General features: G+C 59.9%; 24 protein-coding genes. 10 read left to right on the top strand and 14 right to left on the bottom strand.

Features of this window, described 5'->3' with window-relative positions; translation table 11 throughout:
- Positions 1–11 precede the first annotated feature (11 nt).
- Positions 12–446 (bottom strand): MarR family transcriptional regulator, encoded by a 435-nt coding sequence (locus F6R97_RS08935; protein WP_038979496.1) that lies wholly within the window; start codon positions 444–446, stop codon positions 12–14.
- A gap of 120 nt (positions 447–566) precedes the next feature.
- Complete coding sequence (gene recQ, locus F6R97_RS08940; protein ID WP_038979494.1) at positions 567–2,696, bottom strand: DNA helicase RecQ; 2,130 nt, start codon at positions 2,694–2,696, stop codon at positions 567–569.
- A gap of 387 nt (positions 2,697–3,083) precedes the next feature.
- Between recQ and F6R97_RS08945 the strand changes: the two genes are divergently transcribed.
- The 4 genes from F6R97_RS08945 to lapD all read left to right on the top strand — a co-directional run bounded on the left by F6R97_RS08945 (position 3,084) and on the right by lapD (position 7,017).
- Positions 3,084–3,671, top strand: a complete 588-nt coding sequence (locus tag F6R97_RS08945; protein WP_038979493.1) for a YecA family protein — start codon at positions 3,084–3,086, stop codon at positions 3,669–3,671.
- A 10-nt stretch (positions 3,672–3,681) separates the two neighbouring features.
- Positions 3,682–4,077 (top strand): YbaN family protein, encoded by a 396-nt coding sequence (locus F6R97_RS08950; protein ID WP_038979492.1) that lies wholly within the window; start codon positions 3,682–3,684, stop codon positions 4,075–4,077.
- 269 nt (positions 4,078–4,346) lie between these two features.
- The gene (lapG, locus tag F6R97_RS08955; protein ID WP_315866413.1) at positions 4,347–5,054 is read left to right on the top strand and encodes a cysteine protease LapG; all 708 of its coding nucleotides are present in this window, start codon (positions 4,347–4,349) and stop codon (positions 5,052–5,054) included.
- A 22-nt stretch (positions 5,055–5,076) separates the two neighbouring features.
- Complete coding sequence (gene lapD / locus F6R97_RS08960; RefSeq protein WP_038979489.1) at positions 5,077–7,017, top strand: cyclic di-GMP receptor LapD; 1,941 nt, start codon at positions 5,077–5,079, stop codon at positions 7,015–7,017.
- Between the two features lie 91 nt (positions 7,018–7,108).
- Here lapD and F6R97_RS08965 read toward each other — a convergent pair whose 3' ends face one another.
- The 10 genes from F6R97_RS08965 to F6R97_RS09010 form a co-directional block, all read right to left on the bottom strand.
- On the bottom strand, positions 7,109–8,164 hold the full coding sequence (locus tag F6R97_RS08965) for an AI-2E family transporter (protein ID WP_048394244.1): 1,056 nt from the start codon (positions 8,162–8,164) through the stop codon (positions 7,109–7,111).
- An 82-nt stretch (positions 8,165–8,246) separates the two neighbouring features.
- Entirely contained in the window at positions 8,247–9,053 is an 807-nt protein-coding gene (locus F6R97_RS08970) for a DUF4892 domain-containing protein (RefSeq protein WP_038979486.1), read from the bottom strand.
- A gap of 8 nt (positions 9,054–9,061) precedes the next feature.
- Entirely contained in the window at positions 9,062–9,721 is a 660-nt protein-coding gene (locus F6R97_RS08975) for a glutathione S-transferase family protein (protein WP_038979485.1), read from the bottom strand.
- A 50-nt stretch (positions 9,722–9,771) separates the two neighbouring features.
- Positions 9,772–10,626, bottom strand: coding sequence for an alpha/beta hydrolase (locus F6R97_RS08980; protein WP_007899020.1), 855 nt, complete (start codon positions 10,624–10,626; stop codon positions 9,772–9,774).
- A complete protein-coding gene (locus F6R97_RS08985) occupies positions 10,623–11,429 on the bottom strand; it encodes an alpha/beta fold hydrolase (protein ID WP_048394237.1) in 807 nt (268 codons plus the stop codon). Before F6R97_RS08985 ends, F6R97_RS08980 begins: the two co-directional genes overlap by 4 nt.
- Positions 11,430–11,588: 159 nt before the next feature.
- Complete coding sequence (locus F6R97_RS08990) at positions 11,589–12,032, bottom strand: hotdog fold thioesterase (RefSeq protein ID WP_038979483.1); 444 nt, start codon at positions 12,030–12,032, stop codon at positions 11,589–11,591.
- Between the two features lie 32 nt (positions 12,033–12,064).
- Positions 12,065–13,732 (bottom strand): AMP-binding protein, encoded by a 1,668-nt coding sequence (locus tag F6R97_RS08995; protein ID WP_038979482.1) that lies wholly within the window; start codon positions 13,730–13,732, stop codon positions 12,065–12,067.
- A 195-nt stretch (positions 13,733–13,927) separates the two neighbouring features.
- A complete protein-coding gene (sixA, locus tag F6R97_RS09000) occupies positions 13,928–14,380 on the bottom strand; it encodes a phosphohistidine phosphatase SixA (RefSeq protein WP_038979481.1) in 453 nt (150 codons plus the stop codon).
- Positions 14,377–14,724: a DUF4389 domain-containing protein gene (locus F6R97_RS09005; protein ID WP_038979480.1), complete on the bottom strand. Its 348-nt coding sequence runs from the start codon at positions 14,722–14,724 to the stop codon at positions 14,377–14,379. Before F6R97_RS09005 ends, sixA begins: the two co-directional genes overlap by 4 nt.
- Positions 14,725–14,754: 30 nt before the next feature.
- Positions 14,755–15,780 (bottom strand): NAD(P)H-dependent glycerol-3-phosphate dehydrogenase, encoded by a 1,026-nt coding sequence (locus F6R97_RS09010; protein ID WP_038979479.1) that lies wholly within the window; start codon positions 15,778–15,780, stop codon positions 14,755–14,757.
- A 196-nt stretch (positions 15,781–15,976) separates the two neighbouring features.
- On the opposite strand from F6R97_RS09010, the gene F6R97_RS09015 reads away from it, so the two are divergent.
- From F6R97_RS09015 to F6R97_RS09040, 6 genes are all read left to right on the top strand, one after another.
- Positions 15,977–18,100 carry a TonB-dependent receptor plug domain-containing protein gene (locus F6R97_RS09015; RefSeq protein WP_038979478.1) on the top strand — a complete coding sequence of 708 codons (2,124 nt, stop codon included), beginning with the start codon at positions 15,977–15,979 and terminating at the stop codon, positions 18,098–18,100.
- Position 18,101: 1 nt separating this feature from the next.
- Positions 18,102–19,034, top strand: a complete 933-nt coding sequence (locus tag F6R97_RS09020; protein ID WP_038979477.1) for an ABC transporter substrate-binding protein — start codon at positions 18,102–18,104, stop codon at positions 19,032–19,034.
- On the top strand, positions 19,031–20,932 hold the full coding sequence (locus F6R97_RS09025) for an ATP-binding protein (RefSeq protein ID WP_038979476.1): 1,902 nt from the start codon (positions 19,031–19,033) through the stop codon (positions 20,930–20,932). The genes F6R97_RS09020 and F6R97_RS09025 overlap by 4 nt, the downstream gene beginning before the upstream one ends.
- Before the next feature lie 247 nt (positions 20,933–21,179).
- Positions 21,180–21,695, top strand: a complete 516-nt coding sequence (fabA, locus tag F6R97_RS09030; RefSeq protein ID WP_007899046.1) for a 3-hydroxyacyl-[acyl-carrier-protein] dehydratase FabA — start codon at positions 21,180–21,182, stop codon at positions 21,693–21,695.
- An 11-nt stretch (positions 21,696–21,706) separates the two neighbouring features.
- Positions 21,707–22,927: a beta-ketoacyl-ACP synthase I gene (gene fabB, locus F6R97_RS09035; protein ID WP_038979475.1), complete on the top strand. Its 1,221-nt coding sequence runs from the start codon at positions 21,707–21,709 to the stop codon at positions 22,925–22,927.
- Between the two features lie 441 nt (positions 22,928–23,368).
- Positions 23,369–23,557 carry a hypothetical protein gene (locus F6R97_RS09040; protein WP_008011665.1) on the top strand — a complete coding sequence of 63 codons (189 nt, stop codon included), beginning with the start codon at positions 23,369–23,371 and terminating at the stop codon, positions 23,555–23,557.
- Between the two features lie 67 nt (positions 23,558–23,624).
- Here the strand turns inward: F6R97_RS09040 and F6R97_RS09045 are convergent, their stop codons facing one another.
- Positions 23,625–24,167: a DUF2058 domain-containing protein gene (locus F6R97_RS09045; protein WP_007899055.1), complete on the bottom strand. Its 543-nt coding sequence runs from the start codon at positions 24,165–24,167 to the stop codon at positions 23,625–23,627.
- Between the two features lie 28 nt (positions 24,168–24,195).
- Positions 24,196–25,029, bottom strand: coding sequence for a nucleoside triphosphate pyrophosphohydrolase (mazG, locus tag F6R97_RS09050; protein WP_048394227.1), 834 nt, complete (start codon positions 25,027–25,029; stop codon positions 24,196–24,198).
- Positions 25,030–25,157 lie beyond the last annotated feature (128 nt).

Here is a 25,157-nt window from a genome sequence, read left to right on the forward strand (position 1 = left end):
GTGGTTGTGCCTCAAGATTTTTCCAGGTTGGCCAGGATGTGCCCGTGGACGCGCATGCAGACCTTCAAATCCGCCTCATCAACGCCTTCGAACAGTTCGTGGCGCAATTGAGTGGCAATGGTTTCAATTTGTTCGATCAAGGGCCGGGCCGGGGCACAGAGGACGATTTTTTTCGCCCGACGGTCTTCCAGCACGGATTGGCGCTGCACCAGGCCCTGACTTTCCAGGCTGTCGAGCAGCCGAGCCAAGGTGGGCCCTTCGACGCCGACGCTTTGCGCCAGTTCGCGTTGGGTGGGGGCATTCTCGAAACGCGCCAAGTGCAGCAGCACCAGCCAGCGCGCCTGGGACAGACCCAGGCCAGCCAGTCGGCGGTCCAGTTCGGCACGCCAGCCACGAGACATCTGGGCCAGTTGCATGCCAAAGCGGTGTTGATCGGTTAACGGCATAAAACACTCATGGTTAGACTGAAAATAGAGAAAAACTAATTATTAGTCAGCTAAGCATGACCTTTGGCTATAGGCAAGGTTTGCTCTGTACTGAATCGTTACATCTGTGCCGCAAGTCATTCAGACTTCGAATTCCGACTGCAGGGCGGCACGAACGCAATACAAAACACCTTCTGGAACTCTCCCCGCGAACAGCGCAGCAATTTCTGACACGGGCGGCAGTTCGCCTTCGCCGTCGAGGAAAGCGTCCTGGACTTCACCCATCAATTCTTCGGGCAGGTCCAGCGCTTGTTCAAGCGACAACTGCTGCTTGCCAATCGCCTCGGCGAGCATCGCGTAGACGTTCTTTTCCGAGCATTGCAACTGACCGGCGATCTGCAACGGTGTCATGCCGGCCCGAGCCAGAGTGATCAACTCGTGGCGCACATCGGCCACCACTTTCGGCGCCTCGACTTGACCGCCGAGCACTTCGAGGAAGGCCTCGCCGTAACGCTCCAGCTTGCGCGCGCCGACACCGCTGACCGTGGCCATTTCCGCCAGAGAAGTCGGCTGGCTGCGGAGCATTTCCAGCAGGGTCGAGTCGGGGAAGATGACGTACGGCGGCACGCCATGCTCTTCGGCGAGTTTGCGACGCAGGGCACGCAAGGCTTCCCACTGTTCGCGTTCTTCGCCGCGAACCAGTTGGCTGGCCGGGCTCTTGCTGGCGGTCTTGGCTGTGATTTGTGGCTTGAGATCGCGGCGCAACTCCAGGGTCACTTCGCCCTTGAGCAGCGGTCGGCAGGTGTCGCTCAGGCGCAGGCCGCCGTAGCCTTCGAGGTCGATGTCCGCCAGACCACGGGCAACAAGCTGTCGGAACAAGGAGCGCCATTCGCTCTCCCCCATCGCTTTGCCTACACCGTATACCGACAAATGCTGATGGCCGAAGCTGCGAACCTTTTCGTTGTCCTTGCCCAGCAACACGTCAACCAGATGACCGACGCCATAACGCTGACCGGTGCGGTAGATCGCCGACAGCGCCTGACGGGCCGGCTCGGTGGCGTCCCAGGTTTGCACGCCGTCGACGCAGTTGTCGCAGTGGCCGCAGGGCTCGGGCATGTCTTCGTCGAAGTACGCGAGCAGGGTCTGGCGGCGGCAGCGGGTTTCTTCGCAGAGCGAGAGCATGGCGTCGAGCTTGTGCTGCTCCAGACGCTTGTGGCGCTCGTCGCCTTCGGAGTTTTGCAGCATCTGCTTGAGCATCACCACGTCTTGCAGGCCGTACGCCATCCAGGCATCCGCCGGCAGGCCGTCACGCCCGCCGCGACCGGTTTCCTGATAGTAGGCCTCAAGGGACTTCGGCAAATCCAGGTGCGCGACAAAACGTACGTTAGGTTTGTCGATGCCCATGCCGAACGCCACGGTGGCAACCATGATCAGGCCTTCCTCGTTGAGGAAGCGCTTCTGGTGATGGGCCCGCGTGTCGTTGGGCAGACCGGCATGGTATGGCAGCGCCGGGAAACCTTGCTCGCTGAGGAACACCGCTACTTCATCAACCTTTTTGCGCGACAGGCAGTAAACGATACCGGCATCGCTGCGCCGCTCGGCGAGGAACGCCAGCAGCTGCTTGCGCGGCTGTTCCTTGGGCACGATGCGATAGAAAATATTGGGGCGGTCGAAACTCGAGAGGAAGCGCTCGGCATCCTGCAAATGCAGACGATCGACGATTTCTTCCCGGGTGCGCTTGTCGGCCGTTGCGGTCAGGGCAATGCGCGGGACGTTGGGAAACAGTTCCGCCAACTGGCCCAGTTGCAGGTATTCCCGACGGAAGTCGTGGCCCCATTGGGACACACAGTGCGCTTCGTCGATGGCGAACAGGGCGATTTCAAGGCTTTGCAGGAAGGCCAGCATGCGCGGCTGAACCAGGCGCTCGGGCGCCAGGTAGAGCATTTTCACCTCGCCGCGCTTGATCCGCGCCGCCAGATCACGCTGTTGCTCAGCGCTCAACGTGGAGTTCAACGCCGCCGCGGCGACGCCCAGCTCTTCGAGGGTGGCGACCTGATCGTCCATCAGCGCGATCAGCGGCGACACCACCACCGCCAGGCCTTCGCGCAACAACGCCGGCACCTGGAAGCACAAGGACTTGCCGCCACCGGTAGGCATCAGCACCAGGGCGTCGCCGCCACTGGCCACGCGCTCAATGATTGCACCCTGACGGCCACGGAAACTGTCGTAGCCGAAGATGTCCTTGAGGACGCGTTGAGCCTGTTCGAGCATAAAAACTCCAAAAATCACCGAAACATCCCTGCAAGGCTGGTTCAGAATCATGAAAGCTGCACCGACAAATCGTAAGTGCGCATTGCATGACGCTGCACATTTCAGCCGTGACGCCAGCAGGGCATCACAAAACGCGCGAGTATACCCGACGCCTGTCCCACAAAGGACGCCGCTCGCCGATCCTCTGTAGGAGCTGCCGAAGGCTGCGATCTTTTGATCTTGATTTCGGCGAGGCTGCAATTGTTGAAGATCAAAAGATCGCAGCCTTCGGCAGCTCCTACGGGGGAAGGCAGTGCGCCTAGGGGCAAATATGCCGCGCGGCTGGCCTGAGCGCTCAAGAAGGCCTAGAATTCCCGCATCGTATATTCTCCCCAAGGTAGCCCTTTAATGTCCTTCGCTGAGCAACTAACCCGCCTGCAAGTCTTCCTCGACGCCGACGAGCTGCATGACGAGGCGCTGGACTACGTGGCCGCCCACGGCTACCTGACTGCGCTGTCGATCTGTTCCGAGAGCGTTCCCGACCGTGAATGGATCGACGCACTCTTCGCCGAAGAGCCGCATTACGCCGACGACACCGAGCGTGAAGCGATCGAATCCACCCTGCTGCTGCTCAAGGCGCACATCGCTCGCCAACTGGCGTCCGACGAAGAGTTCGAGCTGCCGTGCGACCTCGACCTGGGCGAAGAGCCGGATGACTCCGACCTGCGCGGCTGGTGCATCGGTTTCATGGAAGGCGTATTCCTGCGCGAAGCCGCCTGGTTCGAAACCGCCGAAGATGAAGTCAGCGAAATGCTGCTGCCGATCATGGTCGGTTCCGGTCTGTTCGACGAACAGCCAGAGTTCGAAGACATCGCCAAAGACGCCAACCTGATGGACGACATGATCGTGCAGATCCCGGAAGCCCTGACCGCGCTGTACCTGCTGTGCCAGGCGCCAGACGAAAAACCGGCGATTCTCAAGCCACGTCACCATTAAGGTTTTGCCTATGGACAACCCCATAGGCAACCGCCCCCTGATGTTGCGCTACGTGCTGCTGGCCATCGGCTGGCTAAGCGTAGCGCTGGGGGTGATCGGGATTTTCCTGCCGGTGCTGCCCACCACACCGTTCCTGCTGCTGGCGGCCGCCTGTTTCGCCCGCAGCTCTCCGCGTTTCTATCAGTGGCTGGTTGAACATCCACGGCTTGGGCCGTGGGTTCGCGACTATCTGAGTGGCAACGGCATTCCACTCAAGGGCAAGGTCTATGCGATCGGCATCATGTGGGCGAGCATTTTGCTGTCCTGCTACCTGGTGCCCCTGCCGTGGGCGCGCGGGTTCATGCTGACCAGTGCAGTGCTGGTGACGGTTTATATCCTCAAGCAGAAAACCCTGCATAAACCCTGATCCCCATCTGTGGCCCGGGGCTTTTGCGGTGAGGGAGCTTTTGTGGCGAGGGGGCTTGCCCCCGTTCGGCTGCGCAGCAGTCGCCAACCAATCAATGCGGTGTGTCAGGATAAGATGGGTTGGCGGTTCTGGGGCTGCTTCGCAACCCAACGGGGGCAAGCCCCCTCGCCACAAAAGCAGTCCTGCAATCCCCCCTTCGTCCGACGACCTGCCCTTCCTCGCTGAAAACACCGCCTAGACTTCAGACATCTGCACCCGAGCAGCCAGACATGTCCCGCAGTCCGCGTAGTCCAGGATGGTCAACGCTCCGACTTCGGTTCGGCGGATGGCTGCTGCTGACGAGTTTTCTGCTGGCAGGGATAGGCAGCGTCTGGGCCGACTGGGACTTTGCGCAGATTCTGCAAACGGCCGAAAAACGTTACGGCCCCCTTGGGCTGGCCCGGGGAAGGATCGAGGCCTGGACTCAAATGCTGCAAAGCGAACTCAACGCGCCCGAGCGCGAACAACTGAATGCAGTCAATCGCTTCTTCAATCAACAACTGAGCTTTCAGGACGACACGCGTATCTGGCGTCAGACCGATTACTGGGCCACGCCCGTCGAATCCTTGATCAAGGGCGCCGCCGACTGCGAGGACTACGCCCTGGCGAAATATTTCAGCCTGCGACACCTCGGAATTCCCAGCGAGAAACTGCGCATCACCTACGTCAAGGCCCTGACCCAGAACCAGGCGCACATGGTGTTGACCTTCTACAGCAGCCCCACGGCCGATCCGCTGGTGCTGGACAACCTGATCGGCGAGATCCGTCCCGCTTCCCAACGCAAAGACCTGTTGCCGGTGTACGCCTTTAACGCCGAAGGCCTGTATTTGCCGGGAGCCAATGGTGGCAAACGCAGCAGCGACTCGAAAAAACTGTCGCGCTGGCAAGACGTGTTGAAAAAGATGCAATTTGAAGGGTTCGCCGTGGGCGAAGGCTAGCCGTTACTGCAAGGAGCGTTTTATGTCACTGCGCAAACAGTTGTTCCTCGCCATTTGCCTGTTTTTGCTGGTGGCCTTCGGCGGCAGTTTTTTTGTCAGCCTGGAAAGCTCTCGCGAACAGATGCTTGGCCAATTGCGCTCCCACGCCCAGGACGCCGCCACGGCGCTGGGCTTGTCATTGACTGCGCAGATCGATGACCCGGCGATGATCGAATTGATGGTCAGCTCGATTTTCGACAGTGGTTATTTCAGCAGCATTCGGGTCGTCAATATTGTGGATGAACGGGTGCTGGTGGAACGCAGCACACCGGCGCAAATCGAGGGTGTTCCCGGCTGGTTCATCAGCCTGGTGAACCTGCGCCCACAGGGTGGCGATGCACTGATCATGCGTGGCTGGGAGCAAGCGGCTCGGGTCGAAGTGCTAAGCAATCCGCAATTCGCCCTGGCCAAACTCTGGGATAGTACCCTCGGCAGTCTGATCTGGTTGTTGATTTGCGGACTGCTCAGCGCCGTGTTTGGTGGCTGGCTGTTGCGCCGGCAATTGCGCCCGCTCGACAAGATGGTCAAACAGGCTGAAGCCATCAGCAAGCGCGAGTTCCGCAGTTTGCCGAAACTGCCGCGCACCCCGGAGCTCAAACGCGTGGTGCTGGCTATGAACCAGATGGTGGAAAAACTCAAGGCGCTGTTCGAAGAAGAGGCCGCGCGCAGCGAAAAACTGCGGTCCGATTCTTATCAGGACAGTCTTACGGGTTTAGCCAACCGGCGTTTGCTGGATGAGCAACTGGCCGACCAACTACTGGTTTCCGAGCAAAGCTGCGACGGCCATTTGCTCATGCTGCGGATCAATGACCTGATCGGCCTAAACCAACGTCTGGGCGGCCAGCGCACCGATACCCTGATTGGCGCCGTCGGCGAACTGCTCAAACGCCTGACGCAACCACCGGAACGTCGAACCTGGCTCGCGGCGCGCAATCGGGGTGGCGAATTCAGCTTGCTGACCCCGGGCCTGGACCATAAGGACGCCGTACGCCTGGCTTCCGAAATCAGCGCCACCCTGGAAAACCTGCGCCTGACCGGTGCCAGCGACTGCATGCCGGTGGCGCACTTGGGCGTCGTCGCCTACTCCCCCGGCGAACCGGCGAACGATGTGCTGCTGCGCCTGGATCAAGCGCTGACCCAGGCCCGCCAGCACCCCGAGCGGCCGTGGATACACTTGGCCTATTCCGATACCGCACCGAACCAGACCCAACACGACTGGCGCAGCTGGATCGACGATGCACTGACCGAGGGCAAGATGCAGCTGTATTTTCAACCGGTGGTGCAATGCGCCGATACCAGCCAGGTGTTGCATCACAAAGTCCTCGCCCGTCTGCTCGACCCGCAAGGCGAGGCGATTGCCGCCGGGCATTTCCTGCCGTGGATCGAGCGCCTTGGCTGGTCGGCACGGTTCGACCTGGCGATGCTGGAAACCACCCTGGAATACCTCGCCGCCAACCGTTGGCCGCTCGCGCTGAGCCTGTCCGGCAGCACTCTGCGCGATCAGACCCAGCTGAAACTGATCTGCGACATACTTGAATCACTGCCGGAGCTGGCGCCGCTGCTGACCCTGGAAATCGACGAACGCCAACTGCCGCCCCCCGAAGAGTTGCAACGCCTGAGCCATAGCCTGCTCAACACCGGTTATCGCATCGGTTTGCAGCACTTCGGCGGCAACTTCAGCCAGATTGGCAACCTGACGCAACTGGGGCTGGCTTACCTGAAAATCGACGGAGCCTACATTCGGGGTATCAATGAACAGACTGACAAGCGCCTGTTCATCGAAGCGATTTTCCGGGCGACCAACAGTATTGATTTGCCGTTGATTGCCGAGATGGTGGAGACGCAGGGGGAGTTGGAAGCGATTCGGGAGTTGGGGTTGTTTGGGGTGATGGGAAGACTGATTGGGCCGCCGGAGCCGATGTGACAATCAAAAAGATCAAAAGATCGCAGCCTGCGGCAGCTCCTACGCCAACCGCATTGGCCCGGATATACGCGATCACGCTCCCCACCGCTTTTCAGGGCCGGCGATCCTCGACCCGAGCCTGACTCTTGCTCCAATCAGTCAGCAGGCTGTAAGCCACGGCCAACAATGTCGGGCCGATGAACAGACCGATAAACCCAAATGCAATCAACCCGCCAAACACCCCGAGCAGCACAATCACCAACGGCAAATTCCCGCCCCGACTGATCAGGTACGGCTTAAGCACGTTGTCGACCCCGCTGATGATGAACGCCCCCCAAATCCCGAGGAACACCGCCATCCCGTACTCGCCCTTCCAGGCCAACCACGCCGTGGCCGGAATCCACACCAACGGCGGCCCCATCGGAATCAGGCTCAGCAAAAATGTCACAACCCCCAGCACCAGCGCCCCCGGCACGCTGGCAATCAGGAAGCCGATCAACGCCAGCACTGCCTGAGCCGCCGCGGTGCCGATCACGCCGTTGACCACGCGCTGCACGGTGCCCGCCACCAATTCGATGTAATAGCCGGCGCGGTCACCGATCAGCCGTTCCAGCAACCCATGAACAAACACCGCCAACCGCGGCCCGTCCCGGTAGAAAAAGAACACAAAGACAATACTCAGCGTCAGCTCAAGGATGCCACCGCCGATCTGTGCACTGCGCGCCAGCAACCAGTTACCGACCTGCCCCAGATAAGGCTTGATCGCCAGCATCATCGCCGCGCCTTGCTGATCGATGCTGTTCCAGATCCCCACCAACCGCTCGCCGACCAAGGGAATACCCCCCAGCCAGATCGGTGCTTCAGGCAGACCGTCGACTTGCACATCCTTGATGAACGCAGTGGCATCGCGTACATGATCCGCCAGGTTGAAGCCCAGCCACACCAGCGGTGCTGCCACCAGTAACATCCAGGTCAGCGTCAGTAACAGCGCCGCCAGGGATTCACGACCATTGAGCCAACGGGTCAACAAACGCATCAGCGGCCAACTGGCAAACGCCAGCACCGCGCCCCAGAACAGCGCCGACCAGAACGGCGCCATCACCCAAAAGCTCGCGCCAAACAGCACCAGGAGCAGAATCTGCACCAACAGCCGATCGTTATTGAGCATGTATGATCCTGAAAAAAGTCAGCCGAAAAAGTCAGTCAGCAAAGAGTAGGCGAACACGCGGAACACGTTCGCCCAATGAAGCTTATCGCAACAGTTCGAAGTGCAGGCCAGAGCCTTCGACGTTGCCGGTTTCCATCCGTGCCGACCGCACGCCCTGGCCGATCAATGCCTGACGCCAGGCTTCGGCATTGGGCCCCGAAACATTGACGCGCAACGTGGTGTCCAGGTTCAGGCCTCGGGAAATCAAACGCAGCCAGGTGTCGTCAGGGTCGCCGCCGAGTTTGGGGAAGTCGAGTTTCCCAGTGCTTTTTAGCTGTCGCAGCAAGGTCGCGGACGTTGGCACCAGATCGCCCAATGGTGCAGCAGCGTCGAACTGCTCGACGTGCAGATAGGCTTTGCGATTGCCGCGAGTGATGCTGTAAAGCGCCACCAGTGTGTTGTCTTGAGGGGCTGCCAGACGCAGCAGCAAATAAGCCTGCTGATTATCGGCGCCATACAGCTTGGCGTTGCCGAAGACTTCATTGGCCCACAGGCTGCTTTCGCCACAATCCCGGGCCTGGCACCAGAACAGCAACTCGGCGCCCTGTTTCTGCAAGGCTTCGCGAGCGGTAGTGAAGGCGTCGGTAGAGGAATGCTCCGGTGGCAATTCGTAGGTCACCGAGGTGGTTTGACCCCGAGCAGTGACCTGACCGTCGAAACGCAGCTGGCCGCTGATCTTGCGGATCGAACCCAACGGATATATCCGCTCGAGCTCGACAGCCGGGCGATAGTCGACGATCTGCGCATCGGCCATACGCGGCACGATCGGCAGGTCCTGACTGCCAGGGATATCAGCGGCAAATAAAAGAGGACTGAAACAACACAGCGCCAGCAGAGTGAGTGAACGCATGGATAGACTCATCGAATCAGCATGGCTTGGGCACCCTTGATGACACTGTCGTCATCGATGCGCTCGGGCACCAGTAAACCGCGTTGGATCGCAGGGCGCGCCTCCATGGTCGCCATCCAGCGCTGCAGGGCTGACAAACCATCCACCGCGACACCGGACCATTCATGGCCACGGACCCACGGATAAGTGGCGATGTCGGCAATGCTGTACTCGCCCGCCAGAAACTCTACGGCTTGCAGACGCGTGTCGAGCACTTCATACAAGCGCCGGGTTTCGTGTTGATAACGGTCGATGGCGCCCTGGAGTTTTTCCGGGAAATAGCGGAAAAACACGTTGGCCTGGCCCTGCATCGGCCCGATTCCGCCCATCTGGAACATCAGCCACTGCAACACCACCGAGCGCCCCTTGGGGTCTTGGGGCAGCAGTTTGCCGGTCATCTCGGCGAGGTAAATCAGAATCGCGCCGGACTCGAACACGGCGAAATCGCCATTGGCACGGTCGACAATCGCCGGAATCCGCCCATTGGGATTGATCTTGAGGAAGTCCGGGGACTTCTGTTCCTTTTTGTCGAAACTCAAGGCATGCACTGTATAGGGCAGGCCGAGTTCCTCGAGCACGATAGAGACCTTGTGGCCATTCGGGGTCGCAGCGGTGTACAGATCTATCATGGTTGTCTCCCATTTCAACCCGCCCAGCCTCGACAGTTGCCGGGCGCAAGTCAAGGAACGGCGAAGAACCGATTGAAACAGTCTGCGACAAGGTCGGCACCGGGTTCGTCATTCAGGTGCAAATGATGGCCGCCAGGCAACTGTTCACGGCTAAAGGGTAGACGTTCCAGCAACTCAGGATGTTTGGCGAGCATGCCGTCAGCCGCGACCACCAGGTGTGCCGGGCAACTGACGCGCTGGACGAAGGCCATCGCCTGTTCAGTGGTCAGACGTAGCGGTGATGGAAGGGTCAGGCGGTTGTCGGTGCGCCAGGTATAGCCGCCCGGCACCGGCATCAAGCCGCGCTGGGCCAGCAGTTCGGCGGCTTCGCGACTGACCGCCACCAAGCCTTTCATTCGTGCTTCGATGGCGCGATCGAGAGTGTTGTAGACCGGTTTGCGTTTTTCCCGCAGATCCAGCTGCGCTTGCAGGGCCATGCCCATGCGTTCGGCGGCGTTTTCGCCTTTGTCTGTAGGAGGAATGATGCCGTCGATCAAGGCCAGATGAGTCACCCGCTCCGGCAACGACCCGGCCAGCACCAGCGAGACAATCGCCCCCAGGGAATGCCCCAGCAGCGCAAAACGTTTCCACCCCAACTGCTCGGCCACTTGCAGCACGTCGTGCGCGTAGTCCCACAGCGCGTAACCGGCGCCATTCGGCCGATGCCCCGAGTGACCATGCCCGGCCATGTCCAGCGCGATGATGCGCAAACCCTTGAGCTTCGGTGCCAACCGGGCAAAGCTGTTGGCGTTGTCCAGCCAGCCGTGCAAGGCAATCACTGGCAAGCCATCTTCAGGCCCGAACAAGTGCGCCGCCAACTCGATATGCGGCAGGCTCAGGCGAACTTCTTCGACGACGCTGTTCATGCGCAATCCTGTTGGCTGCGACCGTCCCAGCGACTGAACAGATTCTTCAGCAGCGTGGCCGTGTCTTGTGGACGTTCGAGGGGAAACATATGGCCGCCGGGAATGGTCAAGGACTCGCCCAAAGGCATACGCCCGACGGATCGGGCGTGATGGCGCATCACCACGCGGCTCTTGTGCCCGCGAACCACCGCCAGCGGCACTTTCAACTGCCGTGCGCGGCCGGGGCTGGTGTGGGGCACACCGCGGTAGATGCTGATTTCCGTGGCCGGGTCAAAACGCAGCCGTAGCTTGCCACCGACATTGTGCAAACCATGTTGAAGATAGGCCTCGAAGCATTCCGGATCGAAGCCACGAAACAGGGTTTTACCGGCGAAATACAATCGGGCTGCGTCCAGATCGGCAAACTCTTCCCGTCGTCCCAACGTGCGGCCGGCCGGGGTCAAGCGATCGATGAACCCGAAGCGCTTGGCGGCACGGATCACCCATTGATCGGCGCGGGTCAGCACCGGTGAATCGAGCATCACCACGCCGCGATACAGCTCAGGGCAACGCAAGGCGGCGTGCAGGTGCAGCACGCCGCCGAAGGAGTGACCGACGCCCCAAACCGGTTCCGGTTGCTGCTTTAGGTGATGAATCAGCTCATCCACCAGATTGTTCCAGTTGTCGTCGGCTGGAAAGCGCGGGTCATGGGCGTGCTGCTCCAGATGCGTCACCTGATACTCGGGCGCCAGCGCCGCGAACAACTTGCCGTAGGTCCCCGAAGGAAAGCCATTGGCGTGGGCGAAAAATATCTGTTGCGACATACCTGCAAATCCATGAGCGAGAACGGGGGTTGATTGTCCGTAAGACCGTGTCCTACAGCAATGACCATAACTGCCAGGAATGGTGGTAGGAGATGTCGCAAAGATCAAAAGATCGCAGGGTAGGAGCTGCCGAAGGCTGCGATCTTTTGATCTTCTAAATCATCGCGCCGGTGGATTCTCCCCCACCGGCACCACTGCCATGGTCAGCCGCGACACGCAACTGGCCTTCCCTTCATCACTGCTCAAACGGATATCCCAGACATGGGTCGTGCGCCCGATGTGAATCGCCTTGGCCACCGCCGTCACCCGCCCACTGCGCAGGCCGCGCAAATGGTTGGCGTTGATTTCCAGGCCCACGCAATAAAATTTGCTGGCGTCGATGCACAGGAAACTAGCCATCGAGCCGACGGTTTCGGCCAGCACCACCGAGGCGCCGCCGTGCAGCAAACCATAGGGCTGGTGTGTGCGGTGGTCGATGACCATGCTCGCGGTCAGGGACTCGTCATCGAAGGCTTCGAAGCGAATATCCAGCACTTCGCCGATGGTGTTTTTCTGGATTGCGTTCAACTGCTCGACGTTGGGAGTGGTGCGCCACAGACTCATCGTTACGTTCCTTTGTTGGAGTTGTTCGTGGCTCAATCCTGCCACAGCACCGCCTCGCTGCGCTCGCTCCATTCTGCAAACCGAGCACCGTAAGCCGCTTCGATCATGTTGCGCTTGATCTTCAGGGTCGGTGTCAGGAAGCCGTTCTCCACTGCCCAACTGTCCTTGACCACCACCAATCGACGCAAGCGCTCATGCCTGTCGAGAACGCCGTTGACCTCCTCCAGCAGTTTTTCCAGGCTTGAATGCAAACCCGCCCGGGCCGATCCCTTCGCGTCCTGCTGACCGACCGCCGACAACACGCACAACCCCAGTGGTGCGCTCAGCCCATCGCCAACCACGCACACTTGTTCGATCCGCGTATGCACCGCCAGGCGATTTTCAATCGGTGCCGGGGCAACGTATTTGCCTTTGCTGGTTTTGAAGATTTCCTTCAATCGCCCGGTCAGGCGCAGGTTGCCTTCGGCGTCTTCCTCGCCCTTGTCACCGGTGCGCAGGAAACCGTCTTCGGTGATGGCTTCGGCGGTTTTCCCGGGTTCCTTGAAATAGCCGAGCATGGTCGCGCCGCTGCGCACCAGTACTTCACCAGACGGTTCGATGCACACTTCGACTTCCGGACATGGCTTACCGATCCAGCCGGGTTTGTTCTGACCCGGCAGGCCGATGTGGGAATAACCGCAACTTTCGGTCATGCCGTACACCTCCAGCACATCCAGCCCCAGTTTTTGGTACCAGAGCAGCAAGGTCTGTGGCACGGGCGCAGCGCCGGACAAGGCGATGCGCAAGGCGTCCAGCCCCAGCCCGGCGAGGACTTTGTGCCCTACCCGTTTGCCGATGAAGGGCAAGCCGAGCAGGAAGTCGAGGCGCTTTTCCGGGATTTTGCTGTAGACGCCCATCTGGAATTTGGTCCAGATCCGCGGCACACCGAACAGCGCCGTCGGCCGGGCACGCTGCAAATCGTTGAGAAAGGTGTCGAGGCTCTCGGCAAAAAAAACTGTTTGCCCGGTGTAGATCGACGCCAACTCGACGAACATCCGCTCGGCGACGTGGCACAGCGGCAGGTAGGAAAGCAGGCGATCCGACTCATTCAGGCCGAATAACTGCGTGCCGCGAGTGGTGGCAAAGCCCAAGGTGCCGAAACTGTGCATCACGCCTTTCGGTTGGCCCGTGGTGCCGGAGGTGTAAATGATGGTCGCCAATTGATCGGCGGCGGGTTTGGGGTCGTCCTGAATCGGCGAACTGCGCTGCAGATCGGCCCAGCTGAAATCGAAAGTGCCAGCCGGGCACAGCGGCAGGCTGATGGTCGGCAGGTCGGATCTGACCCCGGCGGACATGCCCGGCCAGTCATCCAGCTTGCCAATGAACACCAGCGCGGCTTCGGAGTGATCGAGCACCTGGGCCACGGAATCGGCGGTCAGATTGGGATACAGCGGCACCGAGACATGCCCGGCCATCCAGATCGCCAGGTCGGCGATGATCCAGTGGGCGCAGTTTTTCGAGATCAGCGCGATGTGGCTGCCTTGTGGCAATTCGCGAGCCCGCAACCAGTGGGCGGCACAGCGCGCCTGATGGCCGACGTCGGCCCAGGTCAGCGTCTCGACCTGGCCGCCCCCCGTCGGCTGAACCAGAAAGCGCTGGCGGGGATGACGGGCTTCACGCTCGTAGAAGGCGTCCAATGGCAAACGGGAAGCAGCAGACATGCGACTTGCTCCTTTATTTTTTGTCTGGAGCAAGCGTAGTCAACCAAGCAAGTGCTTGGTTGACTATTTCACACAAAAAACAAGAATGCCGCCGCCCCTGTGGGAGCGTGGCTTGCCCGCGATGGTATCAACGCGGTTTCACCGATACACCATGGTGTCTGCATCGCGGGCAAGCCACGCTCCCACAAAAAACGGTCAAGGGTGCTTGATGCCGTTGAGCCTCATCGACCCGATCAGCAGTTCATTGTTCTCCAGCTCGGCCAGGCCGGCGGTGCTGACTTTTTCCGGTGGATAGCCAGCGCCGTGCTGCAGATAGCTCAGCAGGTTGCCCACCAGCGGATTGTGACTGACCAGCAGGACGTCACTCACCGATACAAGCTGCTCCGCCACCTTGTCCGGATCAGTATCCGGGGTCAGCCATTCGACGGTGCGGATCTCTGGCTCGAAACCCAGAGCCTCACGCACCAGCAAAGCGGTCTCCTGCGCTCGCAAGAAAGGACTGGCATAAATGGCGGTGAGCGGCTGGCCGATCAATTGGGCCGCAGCACGCAACACCTCTTCACGGCCGTGGGCGGTCAATGCCCGCTCGGAGTCCGGACGAGTACCGTGAGGTTCGGCTTCGCCATGACGCAATACCCAGAGTTTCATAGTTTTGGCTCCTCATCTCGGGCCGGATGCGGTGCTGGCGCCACAACGTGCGGAGCTTCACCTTCCGGTGTACGCGGCGTCGGCCAGTCGGCGAACGGCCAGGGCTTCTGGTCGCTGTGAAAGCTGCCGAAACGACCGATCTGCGCCAGAAACTGGCTCAGGCTGTCGCCGAAATTCATCAAGCTGGCGCTCGGTGCGCCATAAATCAAACGATAGATCAGCTGCACAAATACCACCGCACCGAGGATCAATTGCGCCACTTGCCAGACCAGCACATAGACAATCATCCACAGCACTCGCAGCAGGATGGATTCGTACTTGGCTTCTACTTTCTGATCGTTCATGTCTCACTCCGTTCCTATTGAGTAGAGGGTTCAGTTGAAACCGCTGGTTGAAATAAAGTCGACGTCGGTTTTCGGCTCGCCACGCATCAGCAGTGCGATCACCTGTTCAAGCGTGCGGCCTTCGAACAGAATCGCATGCAATCCGGCGACCAATGGCATATACACGCCAGCTTCATGCGCCTTGGCCTTGAGCACCTTAAGGGTGTTCACGCCTTCGGCGACTTCGCCCAGGCGCGTCACCGCGTCTTCCAGGCTCAAGCCTTGGCCAAGGGCAAACCCGACCTGATAGTTGCGGCTTTTCGGCGACGAACAGGTGACGATCAAATCGCCGACACCCGCCAGACCGAGGAAAGTCATCGGGTTGGCGCCCTGATTCACCGCGAAGCGGGTCATTTCCGCCAGTGCCCGGGTGATCAGCATGCTCTTGGTGTTTTCACCCATGCCCAACGCCACCGCCATGCCGGCGATGATTGCGTAGACGTTTTTCAGCGCCCCGCCCAGCTCCACGCCAAAGCGGTCGGCGCTGGCGTACACGCGAAAGGTCCGGCCATGCAGCGCTTCCTGAACCTGTTGGCAAAGCGCTTCGTCTTCGCTGGCGACCACGGTGGCGGTCAGCGCATGCTCGGCGATTTCACGGGCCAGATTCGGGCCCGACAGCACGCCGATGCGCGCTTGCGGGGCAATTTCTTCGAGGATCTCGCTCATCAGCTTGAACGTATGGGCTTCGATGCCTTTGGTCAGGCTCACCAGCAGTTTGCCGCTCAAACGTTCGGCGTGAGGGACCAATACCGAGCGCAGCGCGCTGGATGGCAGCGCGACGAAGCACAGGTCGCAGGCCTCCAGGGTGGCTTGCAGGTCCGTGACCGCCTCCACCGCCGGAAGAATCTTAATGCCTTTGAGGTAACGCGGGTTCTCACGATTGACCCGAATGGCCTCGGCCTGTTCGGGGTCGCGCATCCACAGCCGGACCTGATGCCCATTCTCGGCCAGCAGATTAGCCACGGCGGTACCAAAACTTCCGCCTCCCAGGACCGCAATTGGGCGCTGATCAGTCATATGCAATCCGTTAATCCATACCAGTGGCGATGCCGGCATTATACGGAGCGGCCCGGTCGCGGCCAGCCCCAGCATCAATTACCGACACTTGTAGGAAGAAGACCAAGAAAACCGAGGAAAATGCCCATAACGTGACTGGAAAAGTCTTTGCGCTCGGTTAACATGCGCGCCAACTAATCGCTATCAAGGCCGTACCGTGTCTTTTGGCTTTCCCCGTCCTCGCTCGCCGCTGGTATTGGCGCTGATCTTCAGCTCGCCATTGCTGGCCGACGACCTGTTCCTCGACAATGATCCGTTGCCGCAAGTGCTGACGGCGACGCGCTTGAAGCAGTCGCCTGCGGCCGTGCCGGGGAGCATGACGGTGATCGACAGCGAACTGATCAATGCCAGCGGCGCGCGGGACATCAGCGAGTTGCTGCGGCTGGTGCCGGGGATGATGGTCGGTAATATCAGCGGCAATCAGGCGGCGGTGAACTACCACGGCACCAATGCCAGCGAAGCGCGGCGCATGCAAGTGTTGATCGACGGCCGTTCGGTGTATCGCGCAGGCCTGGCCACGGTGGACTGGAGTGATATTCCGGTGGCCATGGAAGACATCGAGCGCATCGAGGTTTTCCGTGGCCCGAACACCGTCAGCTACGGCGCCAACGCGCTGATGGCGGTGGTCAATATCATCACCCGCAAACCGGCCGACAGCCACGGCACGCGACTGAAAGTCACCCGTGGCCAGCGCGGTATCAATGATTTCTACGCCAGCCAGGGCATGGGTTGGGACAGCGGCGACTTACGCCTTTCGCTGTCCGGCCAGCAAGACGATGGCTTCGACTCGGACCGCACCGGCGCCGATTACCGCGACAGTCGTCGCTTGAACCGCTTCAGCCTCGCCGTCAGCCAGACGCTCAATGAAAACCAGAGCATCGACTTGCAACTGAATGCCAAGGACGGGACCAACCAGCGGCCCTATACCTACCGTCCGGTATTTTCAGGGATTACTGCCGCCGGGAACAATTCCGACGTCATTGCCAAGGACTATGCCGGCTCGCTGCGCTGGAATCTGGACATCAATCCCGATCACAGCCTTTATATTCAAGGCTCGGCGCAACACTGGGATCGCCAGCAAACCTGGCGTGCCTGCGATGCCGAGATCTCATTCAGCCCGGAACTGACCGAGCTCTGGCAACTCAATCCGAATTACACCGAACGCCTGGCGCGCAACATGGTGCGCTTTACCAGCTTAGGTGCACCGGCAGGCACACCGGCCGAACAGGCATTGGGCAATCAGGTGCTGGATCAATGGCGAAATGGCGCCCGGCAAACCCTCTGCGGCGACATCGACCAGAGCGCCCGGGAATCGCGCTACGACCTCGAACTGCAAGACACGCTCAGCCTGTCCGACAGTCTGCGGCTGGTCAGTGGCATGAACTATCGTTACGACCGGGCCAATTCCGAGACCTACTTCAATGGCACGCTCGACGACACCACCTGGCGGGCGTTCGGCCAACTCGAGTGGCGCGCCACCGAACACTGGTTGCTGCAGGGCGGGGCGATGTTCGAAGACACGCAATTGACCGGTAACTCGCTGACCCCACGGGTGGCGGTCAATTACCTGATTAACCCGCGCCACGGCTTGCGCGCGGTGTATTCGGAAGCCATCCGCTCGCCGGACATGTTCGAGAACAACGTCAACTGGAGTTATCAGGTGACCAACCTGAAGCCCAGTGCCTACGGCCAGTCCAGCGCCCGCTATTTCGTCAAGACCCGTGGCCCGGGTGACCTCGAACAGGAACGCATGCGCTCCCGGGAATTGGGCTACAACGGCTACTTCGCAGAGTGGGGGCTGGCGGTCGACGTGAAGCTGTTCTACGACGAAATCACCGGCATGATCAGCGAACCACTGCGCAACAACCAGTACATCGCCAGCAACTCGAACAGCTCGCGCTTCACTGGAACTGAAACCCAGCTGGATTGGCGCGTCAGCAGCGCCGATCGTCTGCGCCTGACTTATGCCTATGTCGACGCCGAAGCCAGCAACCCGCTGGATGCACAACAGACTGCGCGCAACAGCGGCTCCGCCGGTTGGCTACGCAATTGGGGCCAGGGCTGGAACAGCGCGCTCTTCTACTATGGTGCCGACGCCCTCAACGGTTACCGCTTCGAACGGATCGACACCCGCATCGCCAAACGCATCGGTTTAGGCAAGGCCAATCTGGAACTGGCCGGGGTCCTCCAGCAACGCCTCGACAATCAACCCACCACCTTCGTCGACAACAACTACGACGATCGCCGGGTGCTCTACTTCAGCGCGGAGCTGGAGTTCTAAGATGCAGCATCGCCCGTCACCGAAGACGCCAACCCTTGGCCGCCTGCTGGCCGGGTTGTGCCTGGTGTTTACCGGGCTGCTGTGCAATCTGCCGGCACGGGCCGCTGACATTCTGCTGACCGGCGCCGAGGACGGTGCCGGCGTGCAGTCTTTCGTTCAGGCCCTCAGCGAGTTGCGCCCCACCGACAGCGTGCGCTTCCAGCCTGTCGCCAGCCTGCCGGCGCCAGGCCAACTGCCCGTCGACACCCGTCTGGTTCTGCTCGACTTGACCAGCCTCGACTGGCGCCTGCAAGACGCCCAGGGCCCGGCAACACTGGTGCTGCGCATCAGCCGCCTGCAAGCCCGCCAACGCTTGGGCAATGAAATGCCCCCGCACCTCAGCCTGCTCTGGAGTGATCCGCCGCTGGACCGACAGTTGCGCCTGACCCGACTGCTCCTGCCTGAGGCCCGGCGGGTCGGCGTGCTTGTCGACAGCCACAGCGAATTTTTGTTGAAAGAAGTGCGTCAGGCCGCCCTGCCCCTGGGCCTTGAAGTGGTCACCGAGCGTTGGGATAACACCAATGACAGCCGTCCCTTGCAGGCCCTGCTGAAAAACAGTGATGTGCTGCTGGGCCTGGACGACCCTGATCTGTACAACCCGAAAACCGTGAAAAACCTGCTGCTCAGCAGCTATGCGCGGCAACTGGCGCTGATCGGTCCCAACGCAGCCTTTGTCAGGGCCGGCAGTCTGGCCAGTACTTACAGCGACCAGAACGATTGGCTGAAGATTCTCGACGAGCTGCTCGACCGCCCCTCGAGCACCTGGCCGCGCGCACTGTATCCGCAACACTTCAAGGTCTTGAGCAACCCGCAAGTGGCTCGTTCACTCAGTATTGAACCGATGAATGAAGCCTCTGTCGCAACACAGCTGGCCGAAGGAGAACGCCGCCCATGACCTTCCGTCGCGGTTGGGACATCAATACCCGCACCCAGATCATCAGCCTCGGCCCGGCCCTGCTGCTGACGTTGCTGCTGATCAGTTTTTTCACCTTCGTGCGAATCCAGGACCTGCGCCAGGAACTCAATCACACCGGTCAGCTGATCGCCAATCAACTGGCGCCGGCCACCGAGTACGGGGTCATTTCGGGTAACAAAGAGGTGCTTGAAAGTTTGCTCAAGGCCACCCTGGCGACGCCCAACGTACGCTTTCTGGAAGTACAGGACAGAGCCAACCGGATTCTGGTGTACGTCGAGCAACCGTCGGAAGCCCACAACCGCTCGCATCAGGTCGAAGTGTTCCAGGCACCGGTGCGCCTGCAACGCATCGCGCTCAACAATGACTTTTTTCAGAACAGCCGTACCGCCGCCAGTGCGCCGGGCGAGGATTATCTGGGCCGGGTGATCGTCGGCCTGTCCAATGACGCCTTCAACCAACGCCAGCAGGAAATCCTCTTCAAGGCCGGGATCCTTGCCTTGTTCGCTCTGCTGTTTACGTTTTTGCTGGCTCGACGCCTGGCCGGCAGCCTGTCGCAACCGATCCACGACATCGGCAACGCCGTCAAGGCGATCCAGAAGGGCGACTACAAAACGCCCCTGCCGATTGTCGACGACACTGAACTGGGCGCCCTGTCGCAGCACATCAACAACCTTGCCCAAGGCCTTGAGCAAGCCAGTCGCGAACAGCATCAGGCCATGGCGCAATTGATCCAGACCCGCGAGGAAGCGGAAAAGGCCAACAACGCCAAATCCGATTTCCTCGCGATGATGAGTCACGAATTGCGCACGCCGATGAATGGCGTGCTCGGCATGCTGCAACTACTGGAAACCACCGAGATGACCGAGGAGCAGATCGAGTACGCGGCGCTGGCCTCGGAATCCACCGAGCACCTGCTCAAAGTGATCAACGACATTCTCGATTTCTCGCGCATCGAGCGTTCGGAACTGGAGCTGGAGCATATTCCGTTCAACCTCGCGGACCTGATCGGCAGTTGTGCCCAGTCGTTCCAGCACAGCGCGGTGCAACGCGGGCTCGACTTGCAACTGCGGATACCCGAGGACATGCGCATCCTGCAGGTTCAGGGCGATCCGACGCGGATCCGGCAGATTCTGGTCAATCTGGTCGGCAATGCGCTGAAATTCACCGAACGGGGCCGCGTCACGATCGAACCGCAATGGCAGTCCCTGGATCACGAACTGCTGTGGTTCACCTGCACCGTGCGCGACAGCGGAATCGGCATCCCGCCCGCAAGCCTGGAGTTAATGTTCAACGCGTTCCAGCAGGCCGACAGTTCTATTTCAAGACGTTACGGCGGCACCGGACTGGGGCTGCCGATTGCCCGCACTCTGGCTGAGCGGATGGGCGGCACCTTGCGTGCTCAGAGCGAAGAAGGCGTTGGCTCGGTGTTCACCCTGGAAATCCCTTTGGCTCTGTATAAGCAGCCATTGCCAGCGTTGACGCCACGAGGACATACCGGCAATGACCACGGCGAAGGTCGCGATGTGCTGCTGGTGGAGGACAACGCGGTCAATCGCACCGTTGTCGAAGCAATGTTGCGCAGTCTGGGCTTTACTGTCAGCGTCGTCACCGATGGTGCACAAGCGGTGCGTAGCGCCGAGAGCCGGACTTTCGACGCGATTCTGATGGACTGCCGACTGCCGGTCATCGACGGTTACGAAGCCACCCGACAGATTCGCCAACTACCCGGCTGTGCTGACGTGCCGATCATCGCGCTGACGGCCAATGCCTTGCAGGGCGACCGCGAAGCCTGTTTATCGGCGGGAATGAACGATTACCTGGCCAAGCCCTTCAAACGCACGGATCTGCAGCAAATTCTGCAGCGTTGGGTGCAGTAGTACAGGCCTTTCGGCTATCTGCGACTGGCGTGAAAGACGAAAGTGCGGCAGTCTTAGGCACCCGAACAGGCCCGAAAAGGGGCTTGAATAATAATTTCAGTGCACAAGTGTACATTCATGTCCTTGGTGCTGTGACTTTCACCACAACGCAATAGTCTATGAGTAGGCTGCTGACTCGAGGCATGAACGCTTCGATCGGCCGGGAAGATTCGCCCCACCCTGCCGCATGGACTATTGAGGAGCTCGCATGACCAAACAAAACGCCTTTACTCGGGAAGACCTGCTGCGCTGCAGTCGTGGTGAGTTGTTCGGCCCAGGTAACGCGCAACTGCCCGCCCCGAACATGCTGATGGTCGATCGCATCACCCATATCAGCGAAGAGGGTGGCAAGTACGGCAAGGGTGAATTGGTCGCCGAGCTGGATATCACTCCAGACCTGTGGTTCTTCGCCTGCCACTTCGAAGGTGATCCGGTAATGCCGGGCTGCCTGGGCCTCGATGCCATGTGGCAACTGGTCGGTTTCTTCCTCGGCTGGCAAGGTCTGCCGGGCCGCGGACGCGCCTTGGGTTCGGGCGAAGTGAAATTCTTTGGCCAGGTACTGCCGACCGCCAAGAAAGTCACCTATAACATCCATATCAAACGCGTCCTGAAGGGCAAGCTGAACATGGCCATTGCCGATGGTTCGGTGACCGTCGACGGCCGCGAAATCTATACCGCCGAAGGCCTTCGGGTCGGCGTTTTCACCTCCACTGACAACTTCTAAGGGTTATCCGCATGCGCCGCGTCGTTATCACTGGTCTGGGCATCGTTTCGTGCCTGGGCAATGACAAAGAGACCGTCTCCGCTAACCTGCGTGCAAGCCGCCCTGGCATCCGGTTCAACCCGGAATATGCTGAAATGGGTCTGCGTAGCCAGGTTTCCGGCTCCATTGACCTTCCCCTCGAAGAGCTGATCGATCGCAAGATTTTTCGCTTCGTCGGCCACGCGGCGGCTTACGCCTATCTGGCCATGAAAGACGCCATCGCAGACTCCGGCCTGACCGAAGAGCAGGTTTCCAACGTGCGTACCGGCCTGATCGCCGGTTCCGGTGGCGCGTCGACCTTGAACCAGATGGAAGCGCTGGACATCCTGCGCGAGAAAGGCGTCAAGCGCGTCGGCCCGTACCGCGTCACGCGGACCATGGGCAGCACCGTTTCGGCTTGCCTGGCCACGCCGTTCAAGATCAAGGGCGTGAACTACTCGATCTCCTCCGCGTGCGCCACCAGTGCTCACTGCATCGGTAACGCTGTGGAGCAGATCCAGTTGGGCAAACAGGACATCGTGTTCGCCGGTGGCGGTGAAGAAGAACACTGGAGCCAATCGTTCCTGTTCGACGCCATGGGCGCACTGTCCAGCCAGTACAACGAAACCCCGGAAAAAGCTTCCCGTGCCTACGACGCCAAGCGTGACGGTTTCGTCATCGCCGGCGGTGGCGGCATGGTCGTGGTCGAAGAGCTGGAACACGCCCTGGCCCGCGGCGCGAAGATCTACGCGGAAATCGTTGGCTACGGCGCGACCTCTGACGGCTACGACATGGTCGCTCCAAGCGGCGAAGGCGCCATCCGCTGCATGCAGATGGCCATGGCCACCGTCGACACCCCGATCGACTACCTGAACACCCACGGCACCTCGACTCCGGTCGGCGATGCCATGGAAATGAAAGGTGTGCGTGAAGTGTTCGGTGACAAGGCCCCGGCCATCAGCTCCACCAAGAGCCTGTCGGGTCACTCCCTGGGCGCCGCCGGCGTTCACGAAGCGATCTACTGCCTGCTGATGATGGAAGGCAACTTCATGGCGGGTTCCGCCAACATCGACGAACTGGACCCGGAAGTGGCAGACATGCCAATCCTGACCAAGACTCGCGAAGACGCCGCCATCAACACCGTGATGAGCAACAGCTTCGGCTTCGGTGGCACCAACGCCACGCTGGTACTGAAGCGCTGGCAGGGTAAGTAATACCCCCGCCGCTTCGCCGTAAACAAAAACGCCCCGACTGGTTCGGGGCGTTTTTTTTGCCTCTGAAATAATTACTCGGGCATGGCACAAAACCTGTGGGAGCTGGCTTGCCTGCGATAGCGGTGTGTCAGGCAACATCCATGTTTGCTGTGCCGACGTCATCGCAGCGGTGCGGCGATCCGACAAGCCAGCTCCCACAGGTTCAGCAGTGTTCAATCCATCGGGCTCGAACCGTGATTTTCATACTCTCGAACATGAAACATTTGTCATGAAACTCAATGGCCTGCGACTGAATGCCGCGTATTTCGCGGGCTGCAGGACTTTTTGCGAATTTCGCAAAAATTCGCTACCGAACTCTGTCGTTTACTTAGCCAGCTAACAAAATATATAACAAAGGCCTGCACACGCCTTGCTGCAGATAACAGAGATTGGAGCTAGCAGATGACTGTAAAAGTAACTGAACGCGACGATTCACATATGTCCCATGAAGGCATCGCCGCCGGTATCCGCATCTGGGATGTACATCAACAAGACCTGCTGGTCGGGATGTTCCACTCCGAGACCGAAGCCCACAAGTACAAGGCCGAACTGGAAACACTGGAACAGCAGCGCGAAGCACGCTCTGCATAATTCATAGCATTGAAAACGACAAACCCCGCCATGAGCGGGGTTTGTCGTTGTTGCAGCTTCTAACGGCTTACCACATCAGATCGTCAGGGATCTGATAGGCCGCATACGGATCGTCTTCGGCGCTGACTTCTTCTGTCTTCACATTCAACTGCACGATGCGTTGTGGATCGCGCTCCTGAATCTTCAGGGCCGCTTCACGAGGGATCACTTCGTAACCGCCGGCATGATGCACGATCGCCAGCGAACCGCTGCTGAGCTTGTTGCGCATCAGCGTGTTGACGGAGATGCGCTTGACCTTCTTGTCGTCGACGAAGTTGTAGTAATCCTCGGTGGTCAGCTTGGGCAGGCGCGAGACTTCAATCAATTGCTTGACCTGGGCGGCGCGGGCCTTCGCTTCTGCCTTCTCCTGCTGCTGGCGGTTCAGCTCCTGGTCGCGCTTGACCTTCTCGGCCATGGCTTCCTGAGCGGCACGCTGCTGGGAGTCATCGAGTTCAATCTGGCCTTTGTGGGCCAGACGTTGCTGCTTCTGCTTCTCTTTGCCGACCTGTTTGGCCTGCTTTTGATTGACCAGCCCTGCTTTGAGCAACTGGTCGCGAAGGGAAATGCTCATGGTGCTTATTTCTCACTTAGGCAACTGCTCAACCGCAGCTGGGCAAATTCTTTTCCTGACGTTTGGCTTCGCCCCACAAGGCGTCCAACTCTTCGAGGGTGCAATCTTCTATGGGACGGTGGGTGTCGCGCAATGCCTGTTCGATAAATCGGAAGCGTCTTTCAAACTTTGAGTTCGCGCTACGCAGTGCCGTTTCCGGATCGACCTTGAGGTGTCGCGCCAGATTGACCACGGAAAACAGCAGGTCGCCGACTTCATCGGCAATCGCTGCCGAGTCATTGTCGGCCATGGCTTCGAGCACTTCATCGAGCTCTTCGCGCACCTTGTCGAGCACCGGCAAGGCGTCCGGCCAGTCGAAACCGACCTGCCCTGCGCGCTTCTGCAGCTTTGCCGAACGGGACAGCGCCGGCAACGCGGCAGGCACGTCGTCGAGCAAGGACAACTGCTGCGGCGCCGAAGACTTCTCGGCGCGTTCTTCAGCCTTGATCTCTTCCCAGCGTTGCTTGACCTGCTCTTCATTCAAACGCGGGATGTCCTGCGACGCATACAGATCACCGGTGGGGAACACGTGAGGATGACGGCGGATCAGCTTGCGCGTGATGCTGTCGACCACACCATCGAACTCGAAACGCCCTTCTTCCCGGGCCAATTGGCTGTAATAAACCACCTGGAACAACAAGTCGCCCAACTCACCCTGCAAATGATCGAAGTCCCCGCGCTCGATGGCGTCGGCGACTTCGTAGGCTTCTTCCAGGGTGTGCGGGACGATGGTCGCGTAGGTTTGCTTGATATCCCACGGGCAGCCGTACTGCGGGTCGCGCAGACGGCTCATCAGGTGCAACAGATCTTCAAGTGAATACATCTTTCATTAATCTCTACACACTTCACTTGTAGGAGCGAGGCTTGCCCGCGAAGGCGGTGTGTCAGGAATGCCGCCTTCGCGGGCAAGCCTCGCTCCTACAGGTGTCACCATCAATTTCCGTGCAGGTC

Origin of the sequence: Pseudomonas sp. JV414, from assembly GCF_032424305.1 — a bacterium.
GTDB classification, from domain to species: domain Bacteria; phylum Pseudomonadota; class Gammaproteobacteria; order Pseudomonadales; family Pseudomonadaceae; genus Aquipseudomonas; species Aquipseudomonas lini.